Origin of the sequence: Xanthomonas sp. NCPPB 1325 (assembly GCF_041477645.2) — a bacterium.
GTDB lineage: Bacteria > Pseudomonadota > Gammaproteobacteria > Xanthomonadales > Xanthomonadaceae > Xanthomonas > Xanthomonas cannabis.
The window spans coordinates 1,371,764-1,395,429 of record NZ_CM192985.1 but is presented as its reverse complement, the minus strand read 5'-3'; the positions used below and the strand labels follow the sequence as shown (position 1 = coordinate 1,395,429).

The following is a 23,666-nucleotide window of genomic DNA, read 5'->3' as shown; positions in this document are numbered from 1 at the left end:
ACGCCACCGCGGTCAGGAACAACGCATCAGCTCTTGACGTGAGCCTTGACGTAGTCGATCGCCTGCTGGACCGAGGTGATCTTCTCGGCCTCTTCGTCCGGGATCTCGCACTCGAACTCTTCTTCCAGCGCCATCACCAGCTCGACGGTGTCCAGCGAGTCGGCACCCAGGTCATCGACGAACGATGCGCTGGTGGTGACTTCCTCTTCCTTGACGCCGAGTTGTTCGACGACGATTTTCTTGACGCGTTCTTCGATGGTGCTCATTGGGGATATCGCTCCAGATGGAGTAGTGGTGGTTCGAGTTTTAGGATCCCCGCACACGGATGTGCGGTGCTCCTGTGAGGGACTCACAAAACGCCATCGCCGCTGCGATGGCCGCGTTGGATAGTGTAGTGGAAGCGCCCGAGCCTTGCATTGCATCACAAGTCCCGGCCGATCAGCCACTTAGCGCCTCCCGGCGCCGCACGCTCACGGCATGTACATGCCGCCGTTGACGTGCAGGGTCTCGCCGGTGATATAGCGTGCGGTCGGGCCAGCCAGGAATGCCACCGCATTGGCGATGTCTTCCGGGGCGCCCAGGTGGCCCAGTGCGATCTGCTGCAGCAAGGCGGTCTTGGCCTCGTCCGGCAGCGCCTTGGTCATGTCGGTGTCGATGAAACCGGGCGCCACCACGTTGACGGTGACCCCGCGCGAGCCGATTTCCTTGGCCAGCGACTTGGAGAACGCAATGATGCCGGCCTTGGCCGCGGCGTAGTTGGTCTGGCCCGGATTGCCGGTCACCCCGACCACCGAGGCGATATTGATGATGCGGCCCTTGCGCGCCTTCATCATGCCGCGCATCACCGCCTTGGAGGTGCGGAACACGCTGGTCAGATTGGTGTCGATGATCGCCTGCCAGTCGTCGTCCTTCATCCGCAGCAACAGATTGTCGCGGGTGATGCCGGCGTTGTTGACCAGGATCGAGATCGCACCGAATTCCTTGCCGATCGCATCGATCAGGCCATCCACCGCCGCCGCATCGGTGACGTTGAGTTCGCGACCATGCCCGCCGTGGGCGGCCAGGCGCTCGCCGATCGCCGCAGCGCCGGAGGCCGACGTGGCGGTGCCGATGACGGTGGCGCCCTGTGCGGCCAGCGTGTCGGCAATGGCCGCGCCGATCCCGCGGCTGGCACCGGTGACAAGGGCGATTTCGCCCTGCAGAGGCTTGCTCATGAATGCTGTTCCTCGAAGGGGGACGTCGCAACCGTGGCCGCGAACGTCGAGGGAGGCCGGCACGACCGGCATATGCAGTGGATCAGTGCGCCCACGCGTCGAGAGCACCGGCATAGTCGGCCGGCGTGGCCAGCGGGCGCGCGTCCAGGCTCTTGTCGATGCGCTTGATCAGCCCGCTCAGCACCTTGCCCGGGCCGCATTCGGCAATCCGCGTGATGCCCTGCGAAGCCAGCGCCTGCACGCACCCGGTCCATTGCACCGGCAGGTACAGCTGCTCGGCCAGCGCCTGGCGGATCGCGGCGCTGCCCTCGTGCATGCGTGCATCGACGTTCTGCACCACCGGGATCTGCGGCGTCTGCCAGCTCAGCCCGGCCATGGCTTCAGCCAGCTGATTGGCGGCATCGCGCATCAGCGGCGTATGCGAGGGCACGCTCACCGCCAGCTTGACCGCCTTGCGCACGCCGCGCTCGGCCAGCAAGGCCAGCGCGCGGTCCACCGCGCCGGCATCGCCACCAATCACGATCTGACCGGGCGAATTGAAGTTGGCCGGCACCACCACCTGGCTGCCTGCCGCCTCGGCGCAGACCTCCAGCACCAACGCGTCGTCGGCACCCAGCACCGCCGCCATCGCGCCAACGCCGGCCGGCGCGGCGGCCTGCATGAACTGGCCGCGCAGCCGCACCAGGTGCGCGCCGTCGTGCAGCGACAAGGCGCTGGAGGCGACCAGGGCGGTGTATTCGCCCAGGCTGTGCCCGGCCAGCAGCGCCGGGCGCTGCCCGCGCTGGGCAGTCCACAACCGCCACACCGCCACGCCCGCGGCCAGCAGGGCCGGCTGGGTGTATTCGGTGCGGTTGAGCATCTCTTCCGGGCCACCCTGGGACAGGGCCCACAGATCGACACCGGCGCCTTCGGAGGCTTCGGCAAACGTGTCACGGATCTGCGGATGCAGTTCGGCCAGTTCGGCCAGCATCCCTAAGGACTGCGAGCCCTGGCCGGGAAACACGAAGGCGAGAGTGGATTCGGTCACGCGCTGCTGCCTGCAAAAATCGAGCCGGGATGATACGTGCGAAATCGCCCTGGCGTCTGTACTGCCGCGTATGCAAGCCGGCACCGGCGCAGCGGCCGGCACGCTTACAGCAAGGCTGCGAGCAGGTCCATTTCGCCGTCGGCACACCAGTCCACGCACAGCACCAGCACCAAGACCACGCCGAAGGCACTGGCCGCATGGATGGCCTGGATCGCCCGCCCCAGCGCGCCCGCCGAGCGGCCCAGGCCGCGCGCCACCTGCGCAACGCGCCGCAGGCGCCCGGTGACCGTATGCGCATGTTCGACCACCGCCGGGCCGGCGGTATCGAAGGCGCGCGCCAGCAGGCGCTGCAGCACCTCGCGCCGGCCACGGTAGTACTTGGCCACGCCATAGCCGAACACCAGCCAGTCGCGCGCCTGGGCCTGCGCCAGGTCCATCACTTCCAGTGGATCTTCTTCGAAATCGATAAAGCCGACCGACTGGCCATCGAAGGTCATGTTGCGTGGCAACGGCTGCCCGAAATAGGCGCCATGACCATGCGCATGGACCATGGCCGACACCGCCAGCGCCACCAGGCGGTCGCGCTCGGGCACGTCGGCTTCGCGCAGGCAGGTGGCAAACGAGCGGCCGTTGTCGCTCAGGATCAGGGCCGCCTGCCCGCAGCCGACCACGCGCGGCACATTGACCGACTGCGCGTGCAGCTCGCCGAGCCGGCGCGCTTCGAGGTCGCGCGCGGCGTCGCCGCCACGGTGCGGCGGTGGACGCAGTGCATCCAGGCCCCAGCGGCGTGCGACAAAATTGAGTGCGCCCAGCGAGACCGCCCGATTGCTGCGGCGGTACTGCTTGAGCCAGACACGCTGGCCGGCGATGACGATCGGTTCTGCCATGACGGTCCGTCCTTCGACGCAGTCAGACCCAGCCGGCGGACGCGGCCGGGCCTGCGGGACTCAGTAGCGCAGCAGCGCCGAGCCCCAGGTAAATCCACCACCGAAGGCTTCCAGCAGCAGCAATTGGCCGCGCTGCACGCGGCCCGAGCGGACCGCTTCGTCCAGCGCGAGCGGCACCGAGGCCGACGAGGTATTGCCGTGGCGATCCACGGTAACCACCACCTGCTCCATCGGCAGGTCCAGCCGCTTGGCGGTGGCCTCGATGATGCGCAGGTTGGCCTGATGCGGGATCAGCCAGTCCAGGTCGTGCTTGTCGTAGCCGTTGGCGGCCAGGGTCTCATCGACCACCGAATCCAGCGCCTTGACCGCGTACTTGAACACGTCGTTGCCCTTCATCAGCAACGCGCCGCCGCCGTTCTTGCCTTCGCCGAAGCCGACCGACACGCCCACCGGGTCCCACAGCAGCTCCTTCTTGCTGCCGTCGGCATGCAGATGGGTGCTGAGGATGCCGGTTTCTTCATCGGCCTTGAGGATCACCGCACCGGCACCGTCGCCGAACAGCACGCAGGTGGTGCGGTCGGTCCAGTCGACAATGCGGGTCAGGGTCTCGGCACCGACCACCAACACGGTCTTGGCATCGCCACTGCGCACGAACTTGTCGGCCACGCTGAGCGCGTAGACAAAGCCCGAGCAGGCCGCGTTGACGTCCATCGCGCCGCAACCGACGTTGCCCAGCCGCGCCTGCAGCAGGCAGGCCGTGGACGGGAAGATCAGGTCGGGGGTGGTGGTGCCGATGACGATCAGGTCGATCTCGTCGGCGGTGACGCCGGCCGCTTCCATCGCCTTCAGCGAGGCGAAATACGCCAGATCGCTGGTGGTCTGGTCGTCGGCGACGATGTGACGCTCACGGATACCAGTGCGCGAGAAGATCCATTCATCGCTGGTGTCGACGATCTTGGCCATGTCGTCGTTGGTCAACACCTTTTCGGGCAAATAGCTACCCGTGCCCGCGATTCTGGAATAGATCCGCTTGCTCATACTGTTTCCTGGTGCAAGAGCCGCGGTGACCGGCGGCTCCGGAAGAAGCGAGAGTCACCCGGCCGCGCGCAGGCGCCGGGTGCCACGAATCAATCTTCTTGAATGGCCGACGACTTGGTCGCGATCACCTTCTTGCCGCGGTAGTAACCGTCAGCGGTGATGTGGTGGCGCAGATGGATCTCGCCGCTGGTCGGGTCGGTCGACAGCTGCTTGGCGGTCAGGGCGTCGTGCGAACGACGCTGGCCGCGACGGGACGGGGTGACACGGGATTTCTGCACAGCCATGGGATTGCTCCAACTTTAGTTCGATAACTTGTCTGTTGAGTCGAACAGCACGCTCTACGCCCGCGTCGACCTGTCTTTCCGCCCTTAACAGCGGCGGTTACTGTTTCTTCAACGCTGCCAGCGCCGCGAACGGACTGGCCTTGTCCTGCTCTTCCTGGGTCGGAACCCATTCGGCATCGATCGCTTCGCTACCCGGCGCCATCGGCACCACTGGCACCGACAGCACCAGTTCGTCCTCCACCAGGTCCGCCGCCCGCAACATGCCGTCGTCGGGCACCAGCAAGGCTTCGTAGTCCGGCGGCAACGCGGCTTCTTCGTCCTCGTCGCGGATCAGGCCAAGACGCTGCCTGATCTGCACCGGGTACAGAAAACGCTGCAAGGTGCGCTGGCAGGCCAGCGGCAGCTCGACATCGATGCTGAGTTCGACATAGGCGACCTTGAGCAGAGCGTCCTGATCGAACTGGAGCGAATAGACACACTCGCCTTCGGTATCGACCAGACTCCCCTGCAGACGGGTCATCGCAGAGAGCGGGATGCGGCCATCGAAGCGCCTGCGCGCTGCGACCATCCGCCAAGCATCCAGCATTTCGGGTACGTTCGCGGACATAAGCCGCAGAATGTTAAAGACCCGCCGTGGCCATGTCAAATGCACCCATTCAGTGTGCTGCACCGGGTGCAGACTGGCAGACTGCCCTGCCCGTTTCCAGCAGCGTCCATGATGCCACGCCTGATCCTAGCCTCCACTTCTGTGTACCGGCGCGAGCTGCTTGGCCGCCTGCAACTGGACTTCACCACCGCACGCCCGCAGGTCGATGAGCGGGCGCAGCCGGGTGAGGCCCCGAGCGCCCTCGCCAGCCGCCTGGCTGCTGAAAAGGCCGCTGCCATCGCGACCCACACGCCCGACGCCTGGGTGATCGGCTCGGATCAGGTGGCCGACCTCGACGGCCAGGCGCTGGGCAAGCCCGGCACCCTGGACCAGGCACGCGCGCAGTTGAGCGCCATGTCCGGGCGCACGATGCGCTTCCACACCGCGGTCAGCCTGATCGGCCCGGACGGCGCCTTTCACGCCGTGGACCTGACCGAAGTCCAGCTTCGCCCGCTGACGCCCGACGCGATCGCGCGCTACCTGGCCGCCGAACCCGCACTGGAGTGTGCCGGCAGCTTCAAATGCGAGGGCCTGGGCATCAGCCTGTTCGATGCGATTCGCTCTGAGGATCCCACGGCCCTGGTCGGGCTGCCACTGATCGCGCTGGCGCGGTTACTGCGCCAGGCGGGGTTTCAACTGCCCTGAGCTATCGCCTGGCCTCATCGATCGAGCCTGCAGAACTGGTAGGGATACTCCCCCTGCCCGATTTGCGAGGAAAGCCTGCGACAACTCGCCGGATCCAGCTTCACCCCATACACAAGCAGCTGCTGTCGCGCCTGCTCCAATAGGCGGCGATCGGCAGCCACCAATTCCCTCGCCTTGTGTTCCGGAACGCGCAACTGGCACAGTCCGGGCCGGGATGCATCGAGTTCGGCACGCAATCCATGCGCCGTCAGCCAGCGCAATTGGGGGCATTCCGGCCCAGAACTCCATCCCAGACGCCGCGCCCACCGATTCATCCGTTCCACGCGGGGGCTCTGCTTGTCCTGGGTAGCATCCCATAACGCATACAGCTGGGGCCGCTCTGCCACCAGCGCGCGCACGCGGGCGCGATAGGCATCCGACTCGGCAAGGTTGCTGGCCACACCGACATAACGTGCCGCTGGCGCAAGCAGCGCAATCCGCCATGCCTGTGGCTGGTTTCCGACCAATAACACGGTACTGGACGCTGGTGCATCGTTCGGTGGTGGCTGCACCTGGATGCTGTGCCGTGCCCAGGATTCATGGCCCCAGTCGTTCCAGCCCCCGAGCGCAATCACCGCACTGAAGAGCACCAGGCAGGCGGCCACAGTGCGGGCCCGGGCGGCGGCGAACAGCCGCTGACAGCAAAGCCAGAGCGCCAACGGCGCCAGTAGTTCCAACGCCGCCAGGTAACGATGGATCGAAAACATGCTCTGCCAGAGCAGATACCCCACGCCGACAAACACCAGCAGCGTCGTCGCCTGGGCATTCCACCCGCGAACGGGCAACGACCTGCGCCATAGCGCGCGCCCCACGATTCCCAGCACGGCCACATAAAGCAGTGCCCAGATGCATTGAAACAGCGCAATTTCACTCACCCGCCAGGGATTGAAGGTCAGCACCAGCGGCCACGCCAACCACTCGCCAACATTGCGCGGCAGCCAACGGGTATCACCTAGCGAGACAGGTTGCGCGAGTGGCGCGCGAAACAGGCCATTGAACTGCGGAAACAAGGGGTTGCCGAACTGCTCCCAGACCCGCAGATACCAGGGGGCAGCGATCACGGCAAAGACCAGCATTGCCGTTAGCGCCATGCTCACCACACCCAGCGCCCGTGCGCGCGGCCGCCCACCGGCGCAGAGCGCCGCACAAGCCAATGCCACTGCATAAGGCGCGTTGGTCAACTTGCACGCCACGGCGACACCAAGCAAGAACCCGGCGAGCAGCCAATGACCCGCAGCAAGCGCACTACCGGCCTGTTGTCGGCGCTGCGCGCGCATCACCAATGCCAGCGCCGCGAGCAATGGCAGCGCCGTGCTCGCATCGCCCATGGTGTTGGCAAATTCGGAAAGGAATGCCGCGCTGCACAGGCCAGCCAGCGCCAGCAGCGGGGCGAGGCGAGCGCGCTGGGAGTCTGCCTCCAGCACATACCAGGCGATTGCCGCCACCGGCACGAACACCAATGCATGCAGCACGCCCATCAGCGCGCCGGCCATTGGCCCGGGCCAGCGTGTCAGCAGCGCGTACTGGACGATATCCAGCGCCGGATTGAAATAGCTCTGCAACTGCGCCGGAGCCAGATCCTGGGCCAGGCGACCGTGCCACCACGCATAGCCGTTATAGACGTGGTAATTGCGCAGGTCCCAGTTGGCATCCTGCCCAAGAAACAACGCCACCAGGCCACCTAGCAGCGCAACGGCGGTCACCGCCGCGACCACGTTGGCTGGACGCCGGAACGCGAAGCGGTGATCGGCCCAATGCAACAAGCGGGCGATCCTGCGCCCCTGCCCGGAGGCGGCAGCGCCGGCGTAGACGCGCGCGAACAGGGCACTCATCGGTGCGCCTCCGGCCCCAGCAAGGGCTCGGCAAGATAGGCCAGATGCTTGGCCTCGATGCGTCCACGGGTGACGGTATCCAGGATCAACCCGCAGGCCAGCAACAAGAATCCCAGCAGCATCAGCGCCACGCACAGGATGGCGGTGGGAAAGCGCGGAACCAGGCCGGTCTGGGCGTAGGTTTCAAACAACGGGATCGCCAATCCCACCGAAGCCAGGGCACAGGCAATAAAACCCACCGAGAAAAACAACAGCGGCCGCTCGGCCTTGAACAACTTGGCGATCGTGGTGAGGATGCGCCAGCCATCGCGCCAGGTATTCAACTTGCTTTGCGAGCCTTCCGGGCGCACGCCGTAGGCGGTTTCGACCTCGGCCACCGGCATGCGCAACTGCAACGCGTGCACGGCCAGTTCGGTTTCGGTCTCGAAACCATGGGCATGGGCCGCGAAGGATTTGACATAGCGCCGCGAAAACACCCGGTACCCGGACAGCATGTCATCGAAGCTGCGCCCGAACAGCAGCCCGGCGCACCGCGTCAGCAGCACGTTCCCCAGCCGATGGCCAGGGCGGTAGGCGGCCTGCTGCTGATCGCGCCGCGCGCCGACCACCATGTCCAGGCGTTCGTCGATGAGCTTGCGCACCAGCGCGGGCGCAGCACCGGCGTCGTAGGTGGCGTCGCCGTCGACCAGCACGTAGATGTCGGCTTCGACGTCGGCAAATCCACGCCGCACCACGTTGCCCTTGCCTTGCAGTGCGACGCGGCATACCTGTGCACCTGCCGCAGCAGCGACTGCTGCGGTGGCATCGCTGGAATTGTTGTCCAGCACGTAGATCACCGCGCCCGGCAAGGCGGCAGCAAATGCGCCGACCACCTCGGCCACTGTTGCCGCTTCGTCATGGCAAGGCACCAGCACGGCGATTCGAATCCCGGACAACGGTGCGGGAGGGGTAACGGGCAAGGATTGCGTCATTGGGCGATCTAGGGTGCGGAAACGGTGACGGGCTGCTCCCACCAGTCCTCGACGCTGCCGTCGCGGCCGTGCAGGCGCAGTCCCAACCAATGCGTGCCGGGCGGCAACGCGTGCGTGTCGAGGGTGGCGGAGAAGCCGACGTTCGGGTGCTGCGGGTCGGTGGAAATCTTCCAGTACGGGCGCACGTCCAGCACGCTGCCGTAATCGGCCTGCGCGACCGGGCGACCGTCCAGCAGCAGCTCCACGGTCGCCAGGCCGACTCCGTCCTTGAATGCCCAACCGCGCACCTGGACCTGGCCGGACACCGCCGCGTCCGGCAGCGGCGTGTCGATCCAGGCCATCGCCGGGGTGACGCACGCCCCGGGCGCGCGCTGCGCCGGCAGTGCAAGCAGCAGGAAGCGCTGATAGCCGTGATCGGTGGAGACGACGGTGGGCGATGGCAATGGCCCGACCATCTTGCAGATGTCGTGGTAGCGCACGAGCAGATCGCGGTAACGCTGATCGCTGGGCGACAGCACCAGCAATCGCGGCCCATCCCGCGTGCCATCGCTGAGCAACCCCCACTGCAGCAACTGCGCACTGCGCCCGTGCTTGTCGTTCAAGTCTGCGCGCAGCACCTCGATATTGGCGTCGTGCAACTGGAAACCGAGCTCGGCGCCGACCTTGAAGTTTTCTGCCAGCACGCGCGTGCCCGGCGGCATCTGCGCCAGCTGACGTTTGACCGCGCGCGCCAGATCGTTCCAGCCGGCAAAGTTGCGCGGGTAGCATTTTTCGCCAGCCGCGTGCGCGCGGATCGACGGCACCGAGACGGCCAGGTAATAGCCATACGCCCCAAGCGTGCCGAGCAGCGCGATCAGCCACGCCGCACGGCGCAGCGGGTGCGGCCAGCGCATCAGGATCACCGGCACCGCCACCAGCAGCGCCAGATACCCCGGCAACGGCCAATGGAAGCTGATCCGCTCGGCATCGCTGAAGAAGCCCAGCACGAAGATCGCCACGGTCGAAATGCCGCCCAGCAAACCGAAGTAACGCCACTGCGCGCGCGAACCGCCCCCGGTCCGCGTGCCGGCCAAGCCCACCTTGACCATTGCCCAGGCCAGCAACGGCGTCACCAGTGCCGCCTGGATCAGCAGAAACCACAGCCCGGTGATCTGAAAGCGCCACGGGTGCCGGTCGACCAACTGGAAGCGCAGGCCGGCCTCGTCATGGTCGGTGTTCCAGAACAGCAGCGGCAGCCAGCTCATCGCGCCCACCGTCAGCGCCATCCAGATGCGCGGGTCGCGCATCACCGCGCGCCCTTGCGGAATGCACAGCAGCGCGATGCAGCCCACCCCGATCACGCCGGCAAAGCGGTAGTGGCTGAGCGCGCCGATCACCAGGCCAATGGCGAGCTCCAGCGCACTGGTGGCATCGACCTCGCGCAGCAAGCGCGCGCCGGCGTCCATGCACAGCACCGCTGCCAGGGCCATCGGCACGTCCGGCACCGCCAGGATGCCCAGCGTGGCCGACAACGGCATCAGCAGGGTCAGGCTGCCAGCCTGCCAGCCCAGCGTGGAGCCGAACCAGCGCGTGGCGATATGCGCGATCAACCAGGGAACCAGCGCGGCGATGGCCAGGAACGGCAGCCGCAAAGCCAGCAGATGATGCCCGCCCAGCTCCACGCCCAGCCGCGCCAGCCAGGCGGTCAGGCCCGGCAGATCCGAATAGGCTGCGGCCAGATGCTGGCCTTCCTGCCAGTAAAACGCCTCGTCCACGAATAGCGGCAAGCGTGCGGCGATCAATAGCTTGACGGCCGTCGCCAGTGTCCACAGGATCACGAAGGTGCGATGTGCGCGTTGGTCCCCCTGCATTGCCCTGTGCACTCTTCTCTCACCTACGGAATTGTGATGTCGACACCGCTGCGTTCCACGGAAATGCTAACCGATGCGCTGCGTCAATCGCTGCGGCGCGCGCAAGACCAGGTCAATTCGCTGCTGCTGGGCAAGGCGCAGGAAGTGCGGCTGGCGTTCGTGGCGCTGCTGTCCGGTGGACATTTGTTGATCGAGGACCTGCCCGGCCTGGGCAAGACCACCCTGGCCCACGCGATGGCGTCCAGCCTGGGGCTGGGCTTCCAGCGCGTGCAGTTCACCTCCGACCTGCTGCCGGCCGATGTGCTGGGGGTGTCGGTCTACGACGCGGTCTCGCGCCAGTTCCAGTTCCATCCCGGCCCGGTGTTCACCAACGTGCTGCTGGCCGATGAGATCAATCGCGCTCCGCCGCGCACGCAAAGCTCGCTGCTCGAAGCCATGGCCGAGCAGCAGGTGACACTGGACGGCGTGACGCATGCGTTGCCGGAGCCGTTCTTCGTGATCGCCACGCAGAACCCGGTCGATCTGTCCGGCACGTTCCCGCTACCCGATTCGCAGCTGGACCGCTTCCTGCTGCGGCTGAGCCTGGGCTACCCCAGCGCCGATGCCGAGCGCGCGCTGCTGTCGGGCACCGACCGACGCGAGCTGATCGCCCAGGCCGCCCCGCAACTCAGCGACGCCGACATGGTGGCGCTGCGCGCAGTGGTCGGCCAGGTCCACACCAGCGATGCCTTGATCGGTTATGTGCAGGCCTTGCTGCTGCGCAGCCGTCAGCACGCCGGGGTGCGCGTGGGGCTGTCGCCGCGCGCCGGCATTGCGCTGTTGCGTGCCGCCAAGGCCTACGCGCTGCTGCTAGGGCGCGAACATGTGCTGCCGGAAGACGTGCAGGCGCTGTTTGTCGCCGTGGCCGGGCACCGGCTGGTGCCGGAGGCCGAATCCTCGTCCGGGCCGGCGCTGGCCAAGGCGCTGCTGCACAGCGTGCCGGTGGACTGACCCAGGTGCGTGCGCCACTGCGCGGCATCGGCCGCCGGCTCAGCCTGCTGGCGCGTCCGCGGGGAGCCGAAGCCTTGCCGATCGTGCTGGACCGGCGGCGCATCTATGTGCTGCCCACCCGCTTCGGACTGTTCGTCACCGCGCTGTTGCTGGCGATGCTGCTGGGCGCGCTGAACTACAACAACAACCCCGCGCTGCTGCTGGCCCTGCTGCTGGCCACCGCCGGGGTCGCCAGCAGCATCATGGCGCACCTGCAGTTGTCGGCGCTGCGCGTGGAGGCAGTCTCGGCCGAACCGGTGGTCGCCGGCGAGCCGCTGCGCATGCGGGTGTCGCTGGCACGCCGCGACACCCGCGCACGTCGCGGCGTGCGCCTGGATCATCTGGACAGCAGCGGCTTCTGTTCGCTGGTCGACCACGACATGGCCGAGATCGACTTGCTGGTGCCCACCGCGCGCCGCGGCTGGCAGGACATCGAACGCATCCGCCTGTCCAGTACCCAACCGCTGGGGCTGGTACGGGCATGGTCGTGGGTGTGGCCGGAAACGCCGCTGCTGGCCTACCCCAGACCCGAAGAACAGGGACCGTCATTGCCCGAGGGCGCCGGTTCGCCCAACCAGACCCGCCTGCACGCACAAGGCGAAGAACTGCATCAGCTGCGCCCCTACCGCGCCGGCGATGCACCACGCACGATTTCCTGGAAGCACTCGGCGCGGCGCGACACCTTGCTGGTGCGCGAGTACGAACAACCGTTCGGTATCGAAGTGACGCTGGACTGGCGCAGCCTCCACGCGCTGCCCTACGAGCGCCGCATCGCGCGGCTGGCGCGCTGGGTCAACCTGGCAGAGCGCGACGGGCGACGCTACCGGCTGCTGCTGCCAGGCCAACCTCCGCTGGGCCCTGCACAGGGGCCTTCGCACCATCACCTCTGCCTGCGCGCGCTGGCGCTGCTGCCGCATGACTGAGCCCGCCCTTCCCATTTCCCAGGCCGGCCGTGGCTGGGTGCTGGCTACCAGCTGGCTGGCGCTCACGCCATTGCTGCTGCAGCTGCCGGGGTTGCTGGCCTCCACCATCGCCATCGCCGCACTGCTGGTGGGCGTGATGAGCTGGCGCGGCACACTGATGGCACCGGTGCGCGTCCTGCTGGTGATCGCGATGCTGGCGGCGGTGTATTGGCAAATTGGCATGCGTTTCGGGCGCGACACCGGCTGTGCGGTGCTGGCGGCGATGCTGGCGATCAAGGCCTCCGAACTGCGCTCCCTGCGCGATGCGCGCAGCCTGCTGGGTTTTGCATTGTTTGCGCCGTTTGCGGCCTTCCTGCTCGACCAGGGCCCGACGACGATGGGCCTGGCGCTGCTGGCGGTGGTCAGCGCCCTGCTCAGCATGCAGCGGCTGGCCGACGAAGAGCACCGCACCGGCACGCCTGGCCTGCGCCTGCAGTTGCGCAGCATCGGCAAACTGGTCGCCATCGGCGTGCCGCTGGCGCTGGTCACCTTCTGGTTGCTGCCGCGCCTGAGTTCGCCATTGTGGGGCGTGCCCGAGCGCGCACTGTCGCGGCCCGGCCTGTCGGACAACATGTCCCCGGGCGAATGGATCGACCTGATGGCAGACGACAGCCCGGCCTTGCGCGTGCAGTTCACCGGCAAGGCGCCACCGCCGCAGCAACGCTACTGGCGCGGACCGGTGATGTGGGACTTCGACGGCCGTACCTGGCAGCGCGCGCGCTGGACCGGCCGCGGCCAGCCCGCCTCGGTCACCGCAGGCCCGCAAACCTATCGTTACCGCCTGGACTACGAGCCCACCGATCGCCGCCAGCTGGTGTCGCTGGACCTGCCGACCCAGGGCGTTGCCAACGCCGAGCTCTCACCCGATTACGAACTGTTGGCGCAGCGCCCGTTGAGCGCCTTGACACGCTGGGAGCTGCAATCGGCACCGCCCACCCGTTTCGATACCGACCTGCCCGACCAGTTGCGCAAGCGCGCGCTCGCGCTGCCTCCAGGCTTCAATCCGCGCACGCTCACCCTGGCCCGGCAATGGCGCGCGGAGGCCGGCAGCAACGACGATGCGGTGGTGCAGCGCGCGCTGGGCTGGATCACCCGCGAATTCGCCTACACGCTGGATACGCCGCTACTCGGCCGCAACAGCGTGGATGAATTCCTGTTCCAGCAAAAGGCCGGTTTCTGCGAACACTTCAGCTCTTCATTCGTGGTGCTGATGCGTGCGGCCGGCATCCCGGCGCGCGTGGTCACTGGCTATGCCGGCGGCACCTACAACGGGCTGGGCAACTACTGGGTGGTGCGGCGCATGGATGCCCATGCCTGGACCGAGGTGTGGCTGGCCGGCCGCGGCTGGGTGCGCGTGGACCCGACTGCCGCGGTGGCGCCGGAACGCATCTACGACACGCTGGAAGATCGCCTGCAGGCCGATGGCGGCGCCGGCCTGGCCCAGCTCGGCACCTGGGCCGGCCTGAGCCAGGTCGGCGACTGGCTGCGGCGCGGCTGGAACGACCTGGTGCTGTCATTCAATGCCGACCGCCAGCAGCGCCTGCTGCAGCCGTTCGGCATCGACCGCCTGGAGCCCACGCAACTGGCCGCCATCTTCGGCGTGTTTGCCGTCGGTGCCCTGGCCTGGATGGGCTGGCTGCTGGCTCGCGGCGAGCGCGAACGCGACCCGCTACTGCGCGCCTGGCATCGGCTGAGTCGCCGCTACGGCAAGCTGGGCCTGGCCCGCGAACCCCACGAACCGGCCATTGACTGGGCGCAACGCGTCGCCCGTTCGCAGCCGGACACGGCACTGTTGGCGCTCAGCCAACGTTTCGCTGCCGCGCGATACGCTGGCGCTGATTCCGACAGCGCCACTCTCCTGAAAGACCTGCTGCAGCATCGCCCGCGAACCGGAGCTTCCTCATGAGTACCCGTTTTCTGTTCCCCATTGTCGCTGTGCTCGGGCTCGCAGCCTGCGCGACCGCGCCCAAGCCGCTGCAGGGCCAGTTCCCCACGGTCAGCCCGAGCGATTCCACGGCCAGCGCGCAGCTGGGCACCTCGGTGCGCTGGGGCGGCAAGATCATTCAGACCAAACCCGCCCAGGGCCAGACCTGCTTCGAGCTGATCTCGCGTCCGCTCAACGCCAGTGGCCGTCCGGACCGCAATGCGGTGGATGCCAGCGATGGCCGCTTCCTGGCATGCCGCTCGGGCTTCTATGACCCGGCCGTGTTCGAGCCGGGCCGCGAGGTCACCTTCATCGGCAAGATCGAAGGCTATGAAACCACCAAGATCGGCGAGTACGACTACAAGCTGCCCAAGGTGGCTGCCGATGTGGTGTATCTGTGGCCGGAAGTGCGCGACGTCGACGTGATTCCGGCCTACCCGTATGGCCCCTGGGGCGACCCGTGGGGTCCGCGCTGGGGCGGCGGCTGGGGTTGGGGCCGCGGTTGGTGGTAATCCACCGCTGAGCCAGCCGTGATGCAAAACGCCGCTCTTGAAGGAGCGGCGTTTTTGTTGGTGCGGATCAAGCCGCCTGCGGCGCGTTTCGGCAGGATCGTTATTCGCCATTTCGCCGGCCCCGGCGCTACGCGGGCGCAACAAGGCCGGAATCGCGGCTGCGCGGCTACAGGGCTGCCATGAGCGCCTATTGGTGTGCATCGGCTCGTGACCGCAGTAGCGACGACCGGCCATGCTCAAGCCCGGCCTGCCGTTGCCGCTCGACCATCTGTTCGGCCACATCGGTGGCGACGTCCCGTCAGGGGGTGCCGAAACGACCCAACGGCGCACCGGCCAGCAGGTGCAGATGGATATGGAAGACCGTCTGGCCGGCATGCTCGCGGCAATTCATCACGATGCGGTAGCCGTCCTGCGCCAGTCCCTGCGCGCGCGCGTAGGCCGCCGCCGCAATGGCCAGCTTGCCGACCAGCAGCGCCTGCTCCGGCGGCACATCGTCCAGGGTGGGAATGGCGTGCTGCTTGGGAATGAACAGCACATGCACCGGCGCCTGCGGTGCGATGTCCTCGAAGCCCAGCACCTCGTCGTCTTCATAAACGATGGTGGCCGGAATTTCGCGACGAATGATTTTGCCGAAGATGGTGTCGGTCATAGACGGGATTCGGGATTTGGGATTGGCCAAAGCTTACCGCGCGCGCCGACCGGCTTTTGCGAATCCCCAATCCCGACTCCCCAATCCCCGCCCTCAAAGCACCTCACTGCGGGTGCCGAAGGCGTGCGACAGGGTGCCGCGGTCGACGTATTCCAGCTCGCCGCCCAGCGGCATGCCCTGGGCGAGCCGACTTGGCCGTACCGCATGCTGACGCGCCAGCTGCGCCAGGTAATGGGCGGTTGCCTCGCCCTCCACGGTGGCATTGGTGGCGATGATCATTTCGGTGACCTCACCGGCGGCCAGGCGCTCGCCGAGGCGGTCCAGCCCCAACTCGCGCGGGCCGATGCCATCCAGCGGCGACAAGCGCCCCTGCAAAATGAAATACAGACCCCGGTAGCCGGTGGCATGCTCGATCGCCAGGCGATCGGCCGGCGACTCGACCACGCACAGCTGCTGTCGGTCACGGCTGCTGCTGGCGCAGATGGTGCAGACTTCCGATTCGGTGAAATCGCGGCATTGCACGCAATGCCCGACCTTTTCCACCGCATTTCCCAGCGCCGCGGCCAGGCGCCGCCCGCCCTCGCGCTCGCGCTCGAGCACGTGGTAGGCCATGCGCTGCGCCGATTTCTGGCCCACACCGGGCAATACCCGGAAGGCCTCGATCAGTTGTTCGAGCAGAGTGGACATTGGGCGGCCGGGATTCGGGAGTTGAGATTCGGGATTGGCAAACGCAGAAGCGAGCCTCGCTTCTAGCGAATCCCCAATCCCGACTCCCGAATCCCCTCGATCAGAACGGCAACTTCATGCCGGGCGGCAGCTGCATGCCGGCGGTGGCCGAGCCCATGCGGTCCTTGGATTCGGCGTCGATCTTGTTGGAGGCGTCGTTGAACGCAGCGGCGATCAGGTCTTCGGCCATTTCCTGGTCGGACAGGATGCTCGGGTCGATGCGCACCTTGCGGCACTCCTTGGCGCCGGTCAGCGTCACGCTGACCATGCCGCCGCCGGCGGTGCCGGTGACTTCCAGCTTGGCCAGTTCTTCCTGGGCGCGCTGCAGGTTTTCCTGCATCTTCTGCGCCTGCTGCATCAATTGGGCAATGTTTCCACGCATGGGGCGTTACTCGTCGTAAGGGCGGATGGAATCGGGGACGACCCGCGCGCCCTGCTGCTGAATCAGCTGCTGCACATTGGGGTCGTTGATGAAGGCGATTTCGGCTGCGCTCTGGCGCTCGCCTTTCTGGCGGTTGGCCCGCTCGTGCAAGGTCTCGACATCGGCGTTGCCGGTTTCGATCACGATGCGCGGGGTGTCGCCCAGCACCGGCGCCAATGCCTGAGCCAGGTTGGCGATGGAGCGCTCTGAGTTGAGGTATTCGAAGCCCGGCGCCAGCGCCAGCCGCAGCACGCCATCGCGATGCCCGATAAACGCAGCGTTGGCGGCAAGCTGTCGCGACGGGCCATTCAAGCCACTGCGCGTGACCAGCTCCAGCCACTGCTCGGCATCGGCGATGCGGCCATCGTCGATCGGCGCCGCCGCATCGGTGGAAGGCGCCGGGGATACTGCTGCAACGTGCGACGGCGGTGTCGCCGCCATCGTTTCGGTTGCCGCTGCCGGGTCCGCAGCGTCCAAGGGAGGCGCCATGGCCGCTTCTGGCGTGGCCATGACCGAGGGCGACGCGATCGACGGGGCAGTGGCCGTCCCGGATGCGGGAGCCGAGGTCTCCGTCACTGCGGCAGGCGTCCTCACCGGTGCGTCGTCCACCGCCCAGGGTGGGGTGTCGTCAGTGCGCGCAGGCGCAGCGCCCGCGGGAACCGCCGAAGCAGCCAGCGAGACCACCGGCGCTGCCGCGACGGCAGCTGGCGCAGCGGCGGCAACTGCCACGTTTGGCGCAACCACTGCTTCCATCGCCGCTGCCGGCATCGCTGCAGGAGCTGCGGCCGCGGCAGCAGGCGCAGCGGCCTGCACGCCTGCGCCCGGCACGCGTGTGCCACTGCCGGCACCGGCCCCACGGCCGTCGTCGCTGCGACCGGCAGGCACCGCCGCCGCGGGCCGGAAGGCCAGCATGCGCAGCACCGCCATCTCGAACCCGGCGCGCGGGCTTGGCGCCAGATACAGATCGCGGCGCCCGTTGAGCGCCATCTGGTACCACAGCTGCACCACTTCCGGGAGCAGCTGCGCGGCAAACGGGGTCGGGTCGATCCCATCGCCCACAAAGGCCACCGATGGCACCAACTGCTGCACCTGCACCCGGTGCAGTGCCTCGGCCAGGGCTTCCAGCACGCCGCTCCAATCGGGCGAAAATTCAGCCAGCGCGGCCACCACCTGCAGCAGGCGCTCGCCATCGCCATCGGCCAGCGATTGCAGCATCGCCCCGACCTGGGTGCGATCGACCGTGCCCAGCATGGTGCGCACCACGTCCTCGCGCAGCGCGCCGCCGGCGTAGGCGATCGCCTGATCCAGCAGCGACAAACCATCGCGCAGCGAGCCATCGGCCGCCTTGGACAGCTGCACGATCGCCGACGGATCCGATTCGATCTGTTCGGCCGCCAGGATCCGCGTCATCTGCCCCTGGATCTGATCCTCGTCCAGCCGCTTGAGGTTGAACTGCAGGCAGCGCGACAGCACGGTCACCGGCAGCTTTTGCGGGTCGGTGGTGGCCAGCAGGAACTTCACATGCTCCGGCGGCTCTTCCAGCGTCTTCAGCAACGCATTGAACGCCGCCTTGGAGAGCATGTGCACTTCGTCGATCAGATAGACCTTGAACTTGCCGCGCGAGGGCATGTACTGGGCGTTCTCGATCACCTCGCGCACGTCGTCCACGCCGGTGTTGGATGCGGCGTCGATTTCCAGCAGGTCGATGTAGCGGCCGGCATCGATGTCCAGGCAGGCCGGGCACGTCCCGCACGGATCGGCGCTGGTGCCGGTCTCGCAGTTAAGCGACTTGGCGAAGATGCGCGCAATCGTGGTCTTGCCCACGCCGCGGGTGCCGGTGAACAGGAACGCGTGGTGCACGCGCCCACTGTCGAGCGCGTTACTGAGCGCGCGGACCACGTGTTCCTGGCCCACGAGTTCGGCAAAACGCTTCGGGCGCCACTTGCGGGCGAGAACGAGATAAGACATCGGGCAACCAGCTTGTTCTGAGCCGATATTGTGCCACGGCCCGTCTCATCGACTGCGCCTGCAAGATTCAGCTTGTGGTATGGGCCGGCGACCGCTAGAATTTGCGGCCCTGTAAGGCCCCGGTCGTGCAGGTACGGAGAGGTGTCCGAGTGGTTGAAGGAGCACGCCTGGAAAGTGTGTAAGCGTCTAAACCGCGCTTCGGGGGTTCGAATCCCCCTCTCTCCGCCAGTTTCATGATGTGCGCGATGACACCGTCGCAGCAGATCCCGGGCCACGCCAGTGGCCCACGTCTTATGGTGGCCCCGTCGGTCCCTCGCGACGCTAGATCGAAAATCCCGCCAGGGCCGGAAGGCAGCAACGGTATCGATTGATGCGGGCGCCGAGGTCAACCGGCGGGGACACCACCCCAACCTCCAGCACGCGCCGGGCCGGCCAGTCGCCGCCACAGCGGTACGCTTGCCTGCATCACGCGGCGACCACGTTCTGCAGTTCCATTGGCGTTCTGCAGGAACATCAGTGCGCTGTTGTTGGCGATGTTGCCGTGCAGGCCGTCGGTGTCGTGCTGCGCACCGCATGCAAACCCCTCGTCCGTCCCTGATGGCGGTCTTGGCGACAGCCGAGCGCCCGCACCAGGAAACTGCGCGCCAAAGGCGCCTACGACGCGGATTGATGCAACGCGCTGCGACGCCCGGCTGGGCGTGAATCGCTCATTGCGCTCGACCAGATAAGCGGCCGGGACACCACCGGAGCTTCAATGCGTGCCCGCTCCTGACCAGCTGCCGCAGTTGCACTAAGGGGTTCGTGTTGCGGACCGACCTGGCGTGCGCAGGGCCGGGCACTACACAAGCGCGTTGACACGCGCGACAGATGCCTGAAGCCGCTGGCCATCGTCAACGTGAGACTTGCAGTGCTCGGCACGCCACTGCGCTGCCTTCACCTACGCCTCCGGATGCAGCCAGCCCGCATCCCCTTCCAGGTAATGCTCGTGCTTCCAGATCGGCACGCGCGCCTTGACCTCGTCGATGATGTAACGGCAGGCGTCGAACGCGGCGCCGCGATGCGCCGCACTCACACCGACCCACACCGCCATCTCGCCGATACGCAGCTCACCCACACGATGCACGCACTGCGCCTGCACGATGGCGAAGCGGCCGACTGCCTCATCGAGCACGCGCTGGCCTTCGGCCTGGGCAAGTGCGGCATAGGCTTCGTAGCGCAAGCCGGCAACGCCGCGGCCCTCATTGTGGTCGCGCACCCAGCCCTCGAAACTGGCGAAGGCGCCGGCATGCGGATGTTCCATCCCTGCACGCAAGTGATCGACCGGCAGCGCAATGTCGGACAGCGCAAACACGGCGGTTGTCTGCTCGCTCACGTTCAACCTCCCGACACTGGCGGAATGAACACCACTTCGCTGCCGTCGCGCACCGCATCCTCCCAGCGCGCAAACGCCCCATCGACGGCGACGCGCAACTGCGCCGGCGTCCAGCGCAGGCCGTGCCGTGCATCGAGCTCGGCATACAGGCTCCGCAGGTCCTGGGCACTGGACTGCACGCGCTCGTCGGCCACCCCTGCCGCCTCGCGCAGGCTGGCGAAATACAACACCGTTACCGTGGCAGTCATCGCGCCGCTCCGATGTCGCGCTTGCCGCCACGCTTGGAGACCAACCTGGTCGGCCCGATGGTCATGGCGTGCGACAGCGCCTTGCACATGTCATACACCGTCAACGCCGCAACGCTGGCGCCGGTCAGGGCCTCCATCTCCACGCCAGTGCGATGCACGCAACGGACCGTGCACTGGATGTCCAGCACCTGCTCTCCAGCCCAATCGATCTCGAAACGGCAGGCATCGATCGGCAACGGATGGCAGAACGGGATCAGCTCATGCGTGCGCTTGACCGCCATCGTGCCGGCGATCACTGCCGTCTCGACGATGCCACCTTTGGCACTGCGCAGGCCGCTGGCACGCAACTGGGCTGCGACCGCAACCGGAAAACGCACCCGGCTGACGGCCGTGGCGCTGCGTGCGGTGACCGCCTTGTCCGAGACATCCACCATGGTGGGGAGCCCGGCATTATCCAGGTGGGTCAGGCGCGCGGAACGTGATTTGGGAGGCATGGAGAACTACACGGTGACAGGCAGGCAGGATGCGGCATTCTCGGTGAACGAGGCGCCTTGATGGAACAGCAGCTGTCAGCAGTGTGCATCCTTGCGCCAGCGTGCGACGCGCGGCAGCACGCAATCCGGCAGTCGCCCGGCGGTCGACCGATGATCCAGCGGCGCGGGATTGCAAGAAAACAACGTTTTTAAACGCCGTCGACGCGGTCATCGACAGCGAAATCTGCACTTGGCGCAGCGATCGCTGCACATCGTCCGCTGCGACTGCAGGACGCCCGGACGCGGTGACGTCCAGTCGGTGCCGCGCAATGCGCCAACGCGCGCGCATCAGCAAATCGCGCAAGCACGCGTGCGGCGCACATAGCGCCAGAAGCACGCCCGCACTCACCCGCCGATCAGAAACATCTCCACCGGTTTGCCCCGACGCGGCGCCGCCACCGCACGCACCTCGCTGTAGCGGTCGCCACGCAGGCTCCAGCGCTGACGCAGGTGGTCCGCCAACCCGTGCTCGCCGTCGGACAAGGCTGGCTTCAGATCATGGCCCTGGCTGGCAAACAGACAGGTATACAGATGGCCGTCGGCTGAAACGCGCGCGCGCTGGCAGTCGCCACAGAACGGCACGCTGACCGAACTGACGAACCCCACTTCGCCGGCGCCATCTGCAAATGCGTGGCGCTGCGCGACTTCGCCGGTGTAATTGGCATCCAGCGGCACCAGCGGCCAGCGTGCATGGATGCGCGCGTGCAGTTGCGCAGAGCTCACCACTGCCTCGGGTGACCAACCGTTGCAGCTCCCCACGTCCATGAATTCAATGAAGCGCAGCACGTGCCCGGTACCGCGGAAGTGCTCCACCAGCGGCAGCACCTGATCCTCGTTGACGCCACGCTGCACCACGCAATTGATCTTCAACCGCGTGAAGCCGGCCTGCTCGGCAGCCGCAATCCCGGCCAGCACCTGGGCGATATCGCCGCGGTCGCCGCTCATGCGTCTGAACAATGCCGGCTCCAACGCATCCATGCTGACGGTGATGCGGCGCAGCCCGGCCTGGCGCAGCGCCACAGCCTGGCGCGCGAGCAGGACGCCATTGGTGGTCAATGCCAGATCCTCGATGCCGTCGATCGCCGTCAGACGCGCGATCAGGGCCGGCAGGTCACGCCGCAGCAGTGGCTCGCCACCGGTCAGGCGGACCTTGGTCACGCCCACCGAAACAAAGGCCCGCACCAGGGTTTCCAGTTGCTCGAAACTCAGGCGCTGCTGCGCATCGAACCCGTAGTCGTCCGGCACGCGATCGGCCGGCATGCAATAGCCACAGCGGAAGTTGCAGGCCTCGATCACCGACAGGCGCAGGTCGCGCAACGGGCGGCCGTAGCGGTCCTGCATGGGCGCACCGGCCAGGGTGGGCAGGGTCAGGGCGCCCATCAGCGCACCGTGGCAGCGGTCGAGTCCGCCAGTGCCAGATACTGCCCAGGCACGGCAACACGATGGCCGCGCGCGCGCAGCACATCGGCATCGGCGTCGCTGGCGTAGTGGTACAGCAGCATGCGGCTCAACAGGTCCTGCGGGTACTCCCGCTCCAAATCGTCCACGCCAGTATGCGACGGGTTGCCGTGAACACCGCAGTCATGCGCGATGAGCTCGTTGTCGTCGGCATAACGCTTCAGCATTTCCGGGATCGGCCGGGTGTCGCCGGTCCACACCAGCGCGCCCTTCAGACGCAGCCCGTAAGCGGTCTCGGGCCAGTGGTGGCGTACCGGGAACACTTCCAGCCGCACCCCGTCGTGCCAGAAGGCATCGCCGACCGGCACCAATTGGAATGCGTCCCAGAAGTTCGCCCCGCCTTCTGCCAGCACGTTCGGGTAATCGGCAATGCGCCGCTGCAGCAGCGGCACCACCGGCGCGGGCACATACAGACGCGTGCGCCCGCGCCGCTCGGAGAAATAGCTGTCGACGAACACCCGCTCCAGCCCGCCGACATGATCCAGGTGCACATGGGTGATGAAGATCGCCTGCGGCAGCTGGCCGTAATGGGCCTGATAGGCAGTCAGCCCCTCGCTGCCGCAATCGATGGTCAACCACGGCGCGCGGGCGCGCTCGATGGTGGCCATCGGCGAACCAAGCGCCACCGCCGACGCATTGCCGACCCCTTGCACCCGCAACGCCCAATGCATCAGTAGCCCCGGCCCCAGGCCAGCTCATACGCGCGGTGCAGCCGCTGGTAATCCTTGTCGACCTCTTCGCGGCTACGGTTGCCGCGCAGCTTCAGCAGCGAACGGTGCAGCCGCTTGAGGTTACGCTCGCGCCAGCGGGTGGCCGGAATGCGCAGCACACCGCGGTCGAAATCGATCAACCAGCCATGCCCGCCGGCATCGAACAGGATGTTGTGCGCGTTGAGGTCGGCGTGATCCAGCCCGGCGCGATGAAACCGCGCAATCAGTTGGCCGGTGGCCTCCCACGGCGCGCCACGCCCGGCCACCTGCGCGTGGTCGGCCAGCGAGCGCACATCTTCAAGCCGCTCCATCAACAAGGCCGCGCGGTAGCCCAGGCCTTCGCGCAGATAGCAGGCTGCCAGCGGACGCGGCACCGGCAACTTGCGCTTGATCAGTTCGCGCATCAGCCGGAACTCGGCAAAGCTGCGCGTGCGTCCGGCACCTTTCCACAGATACCGGTCATGGCTCACCCGCGCCGCCATGCCGCCACGCAGGTACTGGCGCAACACGCTGCGGCCGAATGGCGCATCCACGAACCAGGCCCCGCCGCGGCCGCCCTCACCGACCGGCCGCGCCCTGTCGCCCCAGCGTTGCGGCGAAAACAGCCCGGCATCGGCTTGCCGCAGCCGTTCGCGGTCGAACAGAATGGCGCCGTACCCGCGGCCCTCGCGGTACGGCGTCAGCGCTTCGGTGGCGTCGAAAGAAACCATCTATCGAGTCT

General features: G+C 67.1%; 25 protein-coding genes, 1 tRNA gene and 1 other RNA gene. 7 read left to right on the top strand and 20 right to left on the bottom strand.

Going from position 1 to position 23,666, the window contains the following annotated elements; all coding sequences use genetic code 11:
• Positions 1 to 26 precede the first annotated feature (26 nt).
• The 7 genes from acpP to ACCQ10_RS05795 form a co-directional block, all read right to left on the bottom strand.
• Entirely contained in the window at positions 27 to 266 is a 240-nt protein-coding gene (gene acpP / locus ACCQ10_RS05825; RefSeq protein WP_002814322.1) for an acyl carrier protein, read from the bottom strand.
• Between the two features lie 204 nt (positions 267 to 470).
• On the bottom strand, positions 471 to 1,214 hold the full coding sequence (gene fabG, locus ACCQ10_RS05820) for a 3-oxoacyl-ACP reductase FabG (protein ID WP_372362468.1): 744 nt from the start codon (positions 1,212 to 1,214) through the stop codon (positions 471 to 473).
• Between the two features lie 82 nt (positions 1,215 to 1,296).
• Positions 1,297 to 2,241: an ACP S-malonyltransferase gene (gene fabD / locus ACCQ10_RS05815; RefSeq protein ID WP_372362467.1), complete on the bottom strand. Its 945-nt coding sequence runs from the start codon at positions 2,239 to 2,241 to the stop codon at positions 1,297 to 1,299.
• 104 nt (positions 2,242 to 2,345) lie between these two features.
• Entirely contained in the window at positions 2,346 to 3,128 is a 783-nt protein-coding gene (locus tag ACCQ10_RS05810; RefSeq protein ID WP_372362466.1) for a BUD32 family EKC/KEOPS complex subunit, read from the bottom strand.
• Positions 3,129 to 3,188: 60 nt separating this feature from the next.
• Entirely contained in the window at positions 3,189 to 4,166 is a 978-nt protein-coding gene (locus ACCQ10_RS05805; protein ID WP_372362465.1) for a beta-ketoacyl-ACP synthase III, read from the bottom strand.
• An 89-nt stretch (positions 4,167 to 4,255) separates the two neighbouring features.
• The gene (gene rpmF, locus ACCQ10_RS05800; RefSeq protein ID WP_039404068.1) at positions 4,256 to 4,450 is read right to left on the bottom strand and encodes a 50S ribosomal protein L32; all 195 of its coding nucleotides are present in this window, start codon (positions 4,448 to 4,450) and stop codon (positions 4,256 to 4,258) included.
• A 97-nt stretch (positions 4,451 to 4,547) separates the two neighbouring features.
• On the bottom strand, positions 4,548 to 5,057 hold the full coding sequence (locus ACCQ10_RS05795; protein WP_039564560.1) for a YceD family protein: 510 nt from the start codon (positions 5,055 to 5,057) through the stop codon (positions 4,548 to 4,550).
• A gap of 108 nt (positions 5,058 to 5,165) precedes the next feature.
• On the opposite strand from ACCQ10_RS05795, the gene ACCQ10_RS05790 reads away from it, so the two are divergent.
• Entirely contained in the window at positions 5,166 to 5,741 is a 576-nt protein-coding gene (locus tag ACCQ10_RS05790) for a Maf family protein (protein ID WP_372362464.1), read from the top strand.
• Between the two features lie 14 nt (positions 5,742 to 5,755).
• On the opposite strand, the gene ACCQ10_RS05785 is transcribed toward ACCQ10_RS05790, so the two are convergent.
• From ACCQ10_RS05785 to ACCQ10_RS05775, 3 genes are read right to left on the bottom strand one after another with little or no spacing between them, the layout of a single operon-like run.
• Positions 5,756 to 7,612, bottom strand: coding sequence for a hypothetical protein (locus ACCQ10_RS05785; RefSeq protein ID WP_372363062.1), 1,857 nt, complete (start codon positions 7,610 to 7,612; stop codon positions 5,756 to 5,758).
• Positions 7,609 to 8,583: a glycosyltransferase family 2 protein gene (locus ACCQ10_RS05780; protein WP_372362463.1), complete on the bottom strand. Its 975-nt coding sequence runs from the start codon at positions 8,581 to 8,583 to the stop codon at positions 7,609 to 7,611. Before ACCQ10_RS05780 ends, ACCQ10_RS05785 begins: the two co-directional genes overlap by 4 nt.
• Positions 8,584 to 8,591: 8 nt before the next feature.
• On the bottom strand, positions 8,592 to 10,433 hold the full coding sequence (locus ACCQ10_RS05775; protein WP_372362462.1) for a glycosyltransferase family 39 protein: 1,842 nt from the start codon (positions 10,431 to 10,433) through the stop codon (positions 8,592 to 8,594).
• A gap of 36 nt (positions 10,434 to 10,469) precedes the next feature.
• Here ACCQ10_RS05775 and ACCQ10_RS05770 point away from each other — a divergent pair, with 36 nt between their 5' ends.
• The 4 genes from ACCQ10_RS05770 to ACCQ10_RS05755 are packed head-to-tail and all read left to right on the top strand — an operon-like array spanning position 10,470 to position 14,860.
• Positions 10,470 to 11,423 (top strand): AAA family ATPase, encoded by a 954-nt coding sequence (locus tag ACCQ10_RS05770; protein WP_372362461.1) that lies wholly within the window; start codon positions 10,470 to 10,472, stop codon positions 11,421 to 11,423.
• A gap of 5 nt (positions 11,424 to 11,428) precedes the next feature.
• Positions 11,429 to 12,385, top strand: a complete 957-nt coding sequence (locus ACCQ10_RS05765; RefSeq protein ID WP_372362460.1) for a DUF58 domain-containing protein — start codon at positions 11,429 to 11,431, stop codon at positions 12,383 to 12,385.
• On the top strand, positions 12,378 to 14,330 hold the full coding sequence (locus tag ACCQ10_RS05760; RefSeq protein WP_372362459.1) for a transglutaminase TgpA family protein: 1,953 nt from the start codon (positions 12,378 to 12,380) through the stop codon (positions 14,328 to 14,330). Before ACCQ10_RS05765 ends, ACCQ10_RS05760 begins: the two co-directional genes overlap by 8 nt.
• Positions 14,327 to 14,860 carry a Slp family lipoprotein gene (locus ACCQ10_RS05755; protein ID WP_039404052.1) on the top strand — a complete coding sequence of 178 codons (534 nt, stop codon included), beginning with the start codon at positions 14,327 to 14,329 and terminating at the stop codon, positions 14,858 to 14,860. The genes ACCQ10_RS05760 and ACCQ10_RS05755 overlap by 4 nt, the downstream gene beginning before the upstream one ends.
• Before the next feature lie 298 nt (positions 14,861 to 15,158).
• Here the strand turns inward: ACCQ10_RS05755 and ACCQ10_RS05750 are convergent, their stop codons facing one another.
• From ACCQ10_RS05750 to dnaX, 4 genes are all read right to left on the bottom strand, one after another.
• Positions 15,159 to 15,509 carry a histidine triad nucleotide-binding protein gene (locus ACCQ10_RS05750; protein WP_039404049.1) on the bottom strand — a complete coding sequence of 117 codons (351 nt, stop codon included), beginning with the start codon at positions 15,507 to 15,509 and terminating at the stop codon, positions 15,159 to 15,161.
• 93 nt (positions 15,510 to 15,602) lie between these two features.
• On the bottom strand, positions 15,603 to 16,196 hold the full coding sequence (recR, locus tag ACCQ10_RS05745) for a recombination mediator RecR (RefSeq protein WP_228314697.1): 594 nt from the start codon (positions 16,194 to 16,196) through the stop codon (positions 15,603 to 15,605).
• 100 nt (positions 16,197 to 16,296) lie between these two features.
• Positions 16,297 to 16,617, bottom strand: a complete 321-nt coding sequence (locus ACCQ10_RS05740; protein ID WP_005913896.1) for a YbaB/EbfC family nucleoid-associated protein — start codon at positions 16,615 to 16,617, stop codon at positions 16,297 to 16,299.
• A 6-nt stretch (positions 16,618 to 16,623) separates the two neighbouring features.
• Positions 16,624 to 18,624: a DNA polymerase III subunit gamma/tau gene (gene dnaX / locus ACCQ10_RS05735; RefSeq protein ID WP_372362458.1), complete on the bottom strand. Its 2,001-nt coding sequence runs from the start codon at positions 18,622 to 18,624 to the stop codon at positions 16,624 to 16,626.
• A 135-nt stretch (positions 18,625 to 18,759) separates the two neighbouring features.
• Here dnaX and ACCQ10_RS05730 point away from each other — a divergent pair.
• Positions 18,760 to 18,852, top strand: a tRNA-Ser gene (locus tag ACCQ10_RS05730).
• Between the two features lie 74 nt (positions 18,853 to 18,926).
• An RNA gene (gene ffs, locus ACCQ10_RS05725) (signal recognition particle sRNA small type) lies at positions 18,927 to 19,023 on the top strand.
• A gap of 538 nt (positions 19,024 to 19,561) precedes the next feature.
• On the opposite strand, the gene ACCQ10_RS05720 is transcribed toward ffs, so the two are convergent.
• From ACCQ10_RS05720 to ACCQ10_RS05695, 6 genes are all read right to left on the bottom strand, one after another.
• Complete coding sequence (locus ACCQ10_RS05720; protein WP_047695419.1) at positions 19,562 to 20,002, bottom strand: molybdenum cofactor biosynthesis protein MoaE; 441 nt, start codon at positions 20,000 to 20,002, stop codon at positions 19,562 to 19,564.
• Entirely contained in the window at positions 19,999 to 20,244 is a 246-nt protein-coding gene (gene moaD / locus ACCQ10_RS05715) for a molybdopterin converting factor subunit 1 (RefSeq protein ID WP_372362457.1), read from the bottom strand. Before moaD ends, ACCQ10_RS05720 begins: the two co-directional genes overlap by 4 nt.
• Positions 20,241 to 20,738: a cyclic pyranopterin monophosphate synthase MoaC gene (moaC, locus tag ACCQ10_RS05710; protein WP_372362456.1), complete on the bottom strand. Its 498-nt coding sequence runs from the start codon at positions 20,736 to 20,738 to the stop codon at positions 20,241 to 20,243. The genes moaD and moaC overlap by 4 nt, the downstream gene beginning before the upstream one ends.
• A 384-nt stretch (positions 20,739 to 21,122) precedes the next feature.
• Positions 21,123 to 22,157, bottom strand: a complete 1,035-nt coding sequence (gene moaA, locus ACCQ10_RS05705; RefSeq protein WP_184376104.1) for a GTP 3',8-cyclase MoaA — start codon at positions 22,155 to 22,157, stop codon at positions 21,123 to 21,125.
• Positions 22,157 to 22,906, bottom strand: coding sequence for an MBL fold metallo-hydrolase (locus tag ACCQ10_RS05700; protein ID WP_372362455.1), 750 nt, complete (start codon positions 22,904 to 22,906; stop codon positions 22,157 to 22,159). The genes moaA and ACCQ10_RS05700 overlap by 1 nt, the downstream gene beginning before the upstream one ends.
• Positions 22,906 to 23,655, bottom strand: a complete 750-nt coding sequence (locus tag ACCQ10_RS05695; protein WP_047695414.1) for a 3-deoxy-D-manno-octulosonic acid kinase — start codon at positions 23,653 to 23,655, stop codon at positions 22,906 to 22,908. Before ACCQ10_RS05695 ends, ACCQ10_RS05700 begins: the two co-directional genes overlap by 1 nt.
• Between the last annotated feature and the right edge of the window lie 11 nt (positions 23,656 to 23,666).

Coding starts and splice junctions, on each gene's coding strand:
- acpP (WP_002814322.1), bottom strand. CDS start 266: ATGAGCACCATCGAAGAACGCGTCAAGAAAATCGTCGTCGAACAACTC.
- fabG (WP_372362468.1), bottom strand. CDS start 1,214: ATGAGCAAGCCTCTGCAGGGCGAAATCGCCCTTGTCACCGGTGCCAGC.
- ACCQ10_RS05810 (WP_372362466.1), bottom strand. CDS start 3,128: ATGGCAGAACCGATCGTCATCGCCGGCCAGCGTGTCTGGCTCAAGCAG.
- ACCQ10_RS05805 (WP_372362465.1), bottom strand. CDS start 4,166: ATGAGCAAGCGGATCTATTCCAGAATCGCGGGCACGGGTAGCTATTTG.
- rpmF (WP_039404068.1), bottom strand. CDS start 4,450: ATGGCTGTGCAGAAATCCCGTGTCACCCCGTCCCGTCGCGGCCAGCGT.
- ACCQ10_RS05795 (WP_039564560.1), bottom strand. CDS start 5,057: ATGTCCGCGAACGTACCCGAAATGCTGGATGCTTGGCGGATGGTCGCA.
- ACCQ10_RS05790 (WP_372362464.1), top strand. CDS start 5,166: ATGATGCCACGCCTGATCCTAGCCTCCACTTCTGTGTACCGGCGCGAG.
- ACCQ10_RS05785 (WP_372363062.1), bottom strand. CDS start 7,612: ATGAGTGCCCTGTTCGCGCGCGTCTACGCCGGCGCTGCCGCCTCCGGG.
- ACCQ10_RS05780 (WP_372362463.1), bottom strand. CDS start 8,583: ATGACGCAATCCTTGCCCGTTACCCCTCCCGCACCGTTGTCCGGGATT.
- ACCQ10_RS05775 (WP_372362462.1), bottom strand. CDS start 10,433: ATGCAGGGGGACCAACGCGCACATCGCACCTTCGTGATCCTGTGGACA.
- ACCQ10_RS05770 (WP_372362461.1), top strand. CDS start 10,470: ATGTCGACACCGCTGCGTTCCACGGAAATGCTAACCGATGCGCTGCGT.
- ACCQ10_RS05760 (WP_372362459.1), top strand. CDS start 12,378: ATGACTGAGCCCGCCCTTCCCATTTCCCAGGCCGGCCGTGGCTGGGTG.
- ACCQ10_RS05755 (WP_039404052.1), top strand. CDS start 14,327: ATGAGTACCCGTTTTCTGTTCCCCATTGTCGCTGTGCTCGGGCTCGCA.
- ACCQ10_RS05750 (WP_039404049.1), bottom strand. CDS start 15,509: ATGACCGACACCATCTTCGGCAAAATCATTCGTCGCGAAATTCCGGCC.
- recR (WP_228314697.1), bottom strand. CDS start 16,196: ATGTCCACTCTGCTCGAACAACTGATCGAGGCCTTCCGGGTATTGCCC.
- ACCQ10_RS05740 (WP_005913896.1), bottom strand. CDS start 16,617: ATGCGTGGAAACATTGCCCAATTGATGCAGCAGGCGCAGAAGATGCAG.
- dnaX (WP_372362458.1), bottom strand. CDS start 18,624: ATGTCTTATCTCGTTCTCGCCCGCAAGTGGCGCCCGAAGCGTTTTGCC.
- moaD (WP_372362457.1), bottom strand. CDS start 20,244: ATGACTGCCACGGTAACGGTGTTGTATTTCGCCAGCCTGCGCGAGGCG.
- moaC (WP_372362456.1), bottom strand. CDS start 20,738: ATGCCTCCCAAATCACGTTCCGCGCGCCTGACCCACCTGGATAATGCC.
- moaA (WP_184376104.1), bottom strand. CDS start 22,157: ATGGGCGCCCTGACCCTGCCCACCCTGGCCGGTGCGCCCATGCAGGAC.
- ACCQ10_RS05700 (WP_372362455.1), bottom strand. CDS start 22,906: ATGCATTGGGCGTTGCGGGTGCAAGGGGTCGGCAATGCGTCGGCGGTG.
- ACCQ10_RS05695 (WP_047695414.1), bottom strand. CDS start 23,655: ATGGTTTCTTTCGACGCCACCGAAGCGCTGACGCCGTACCGCGAGGGC.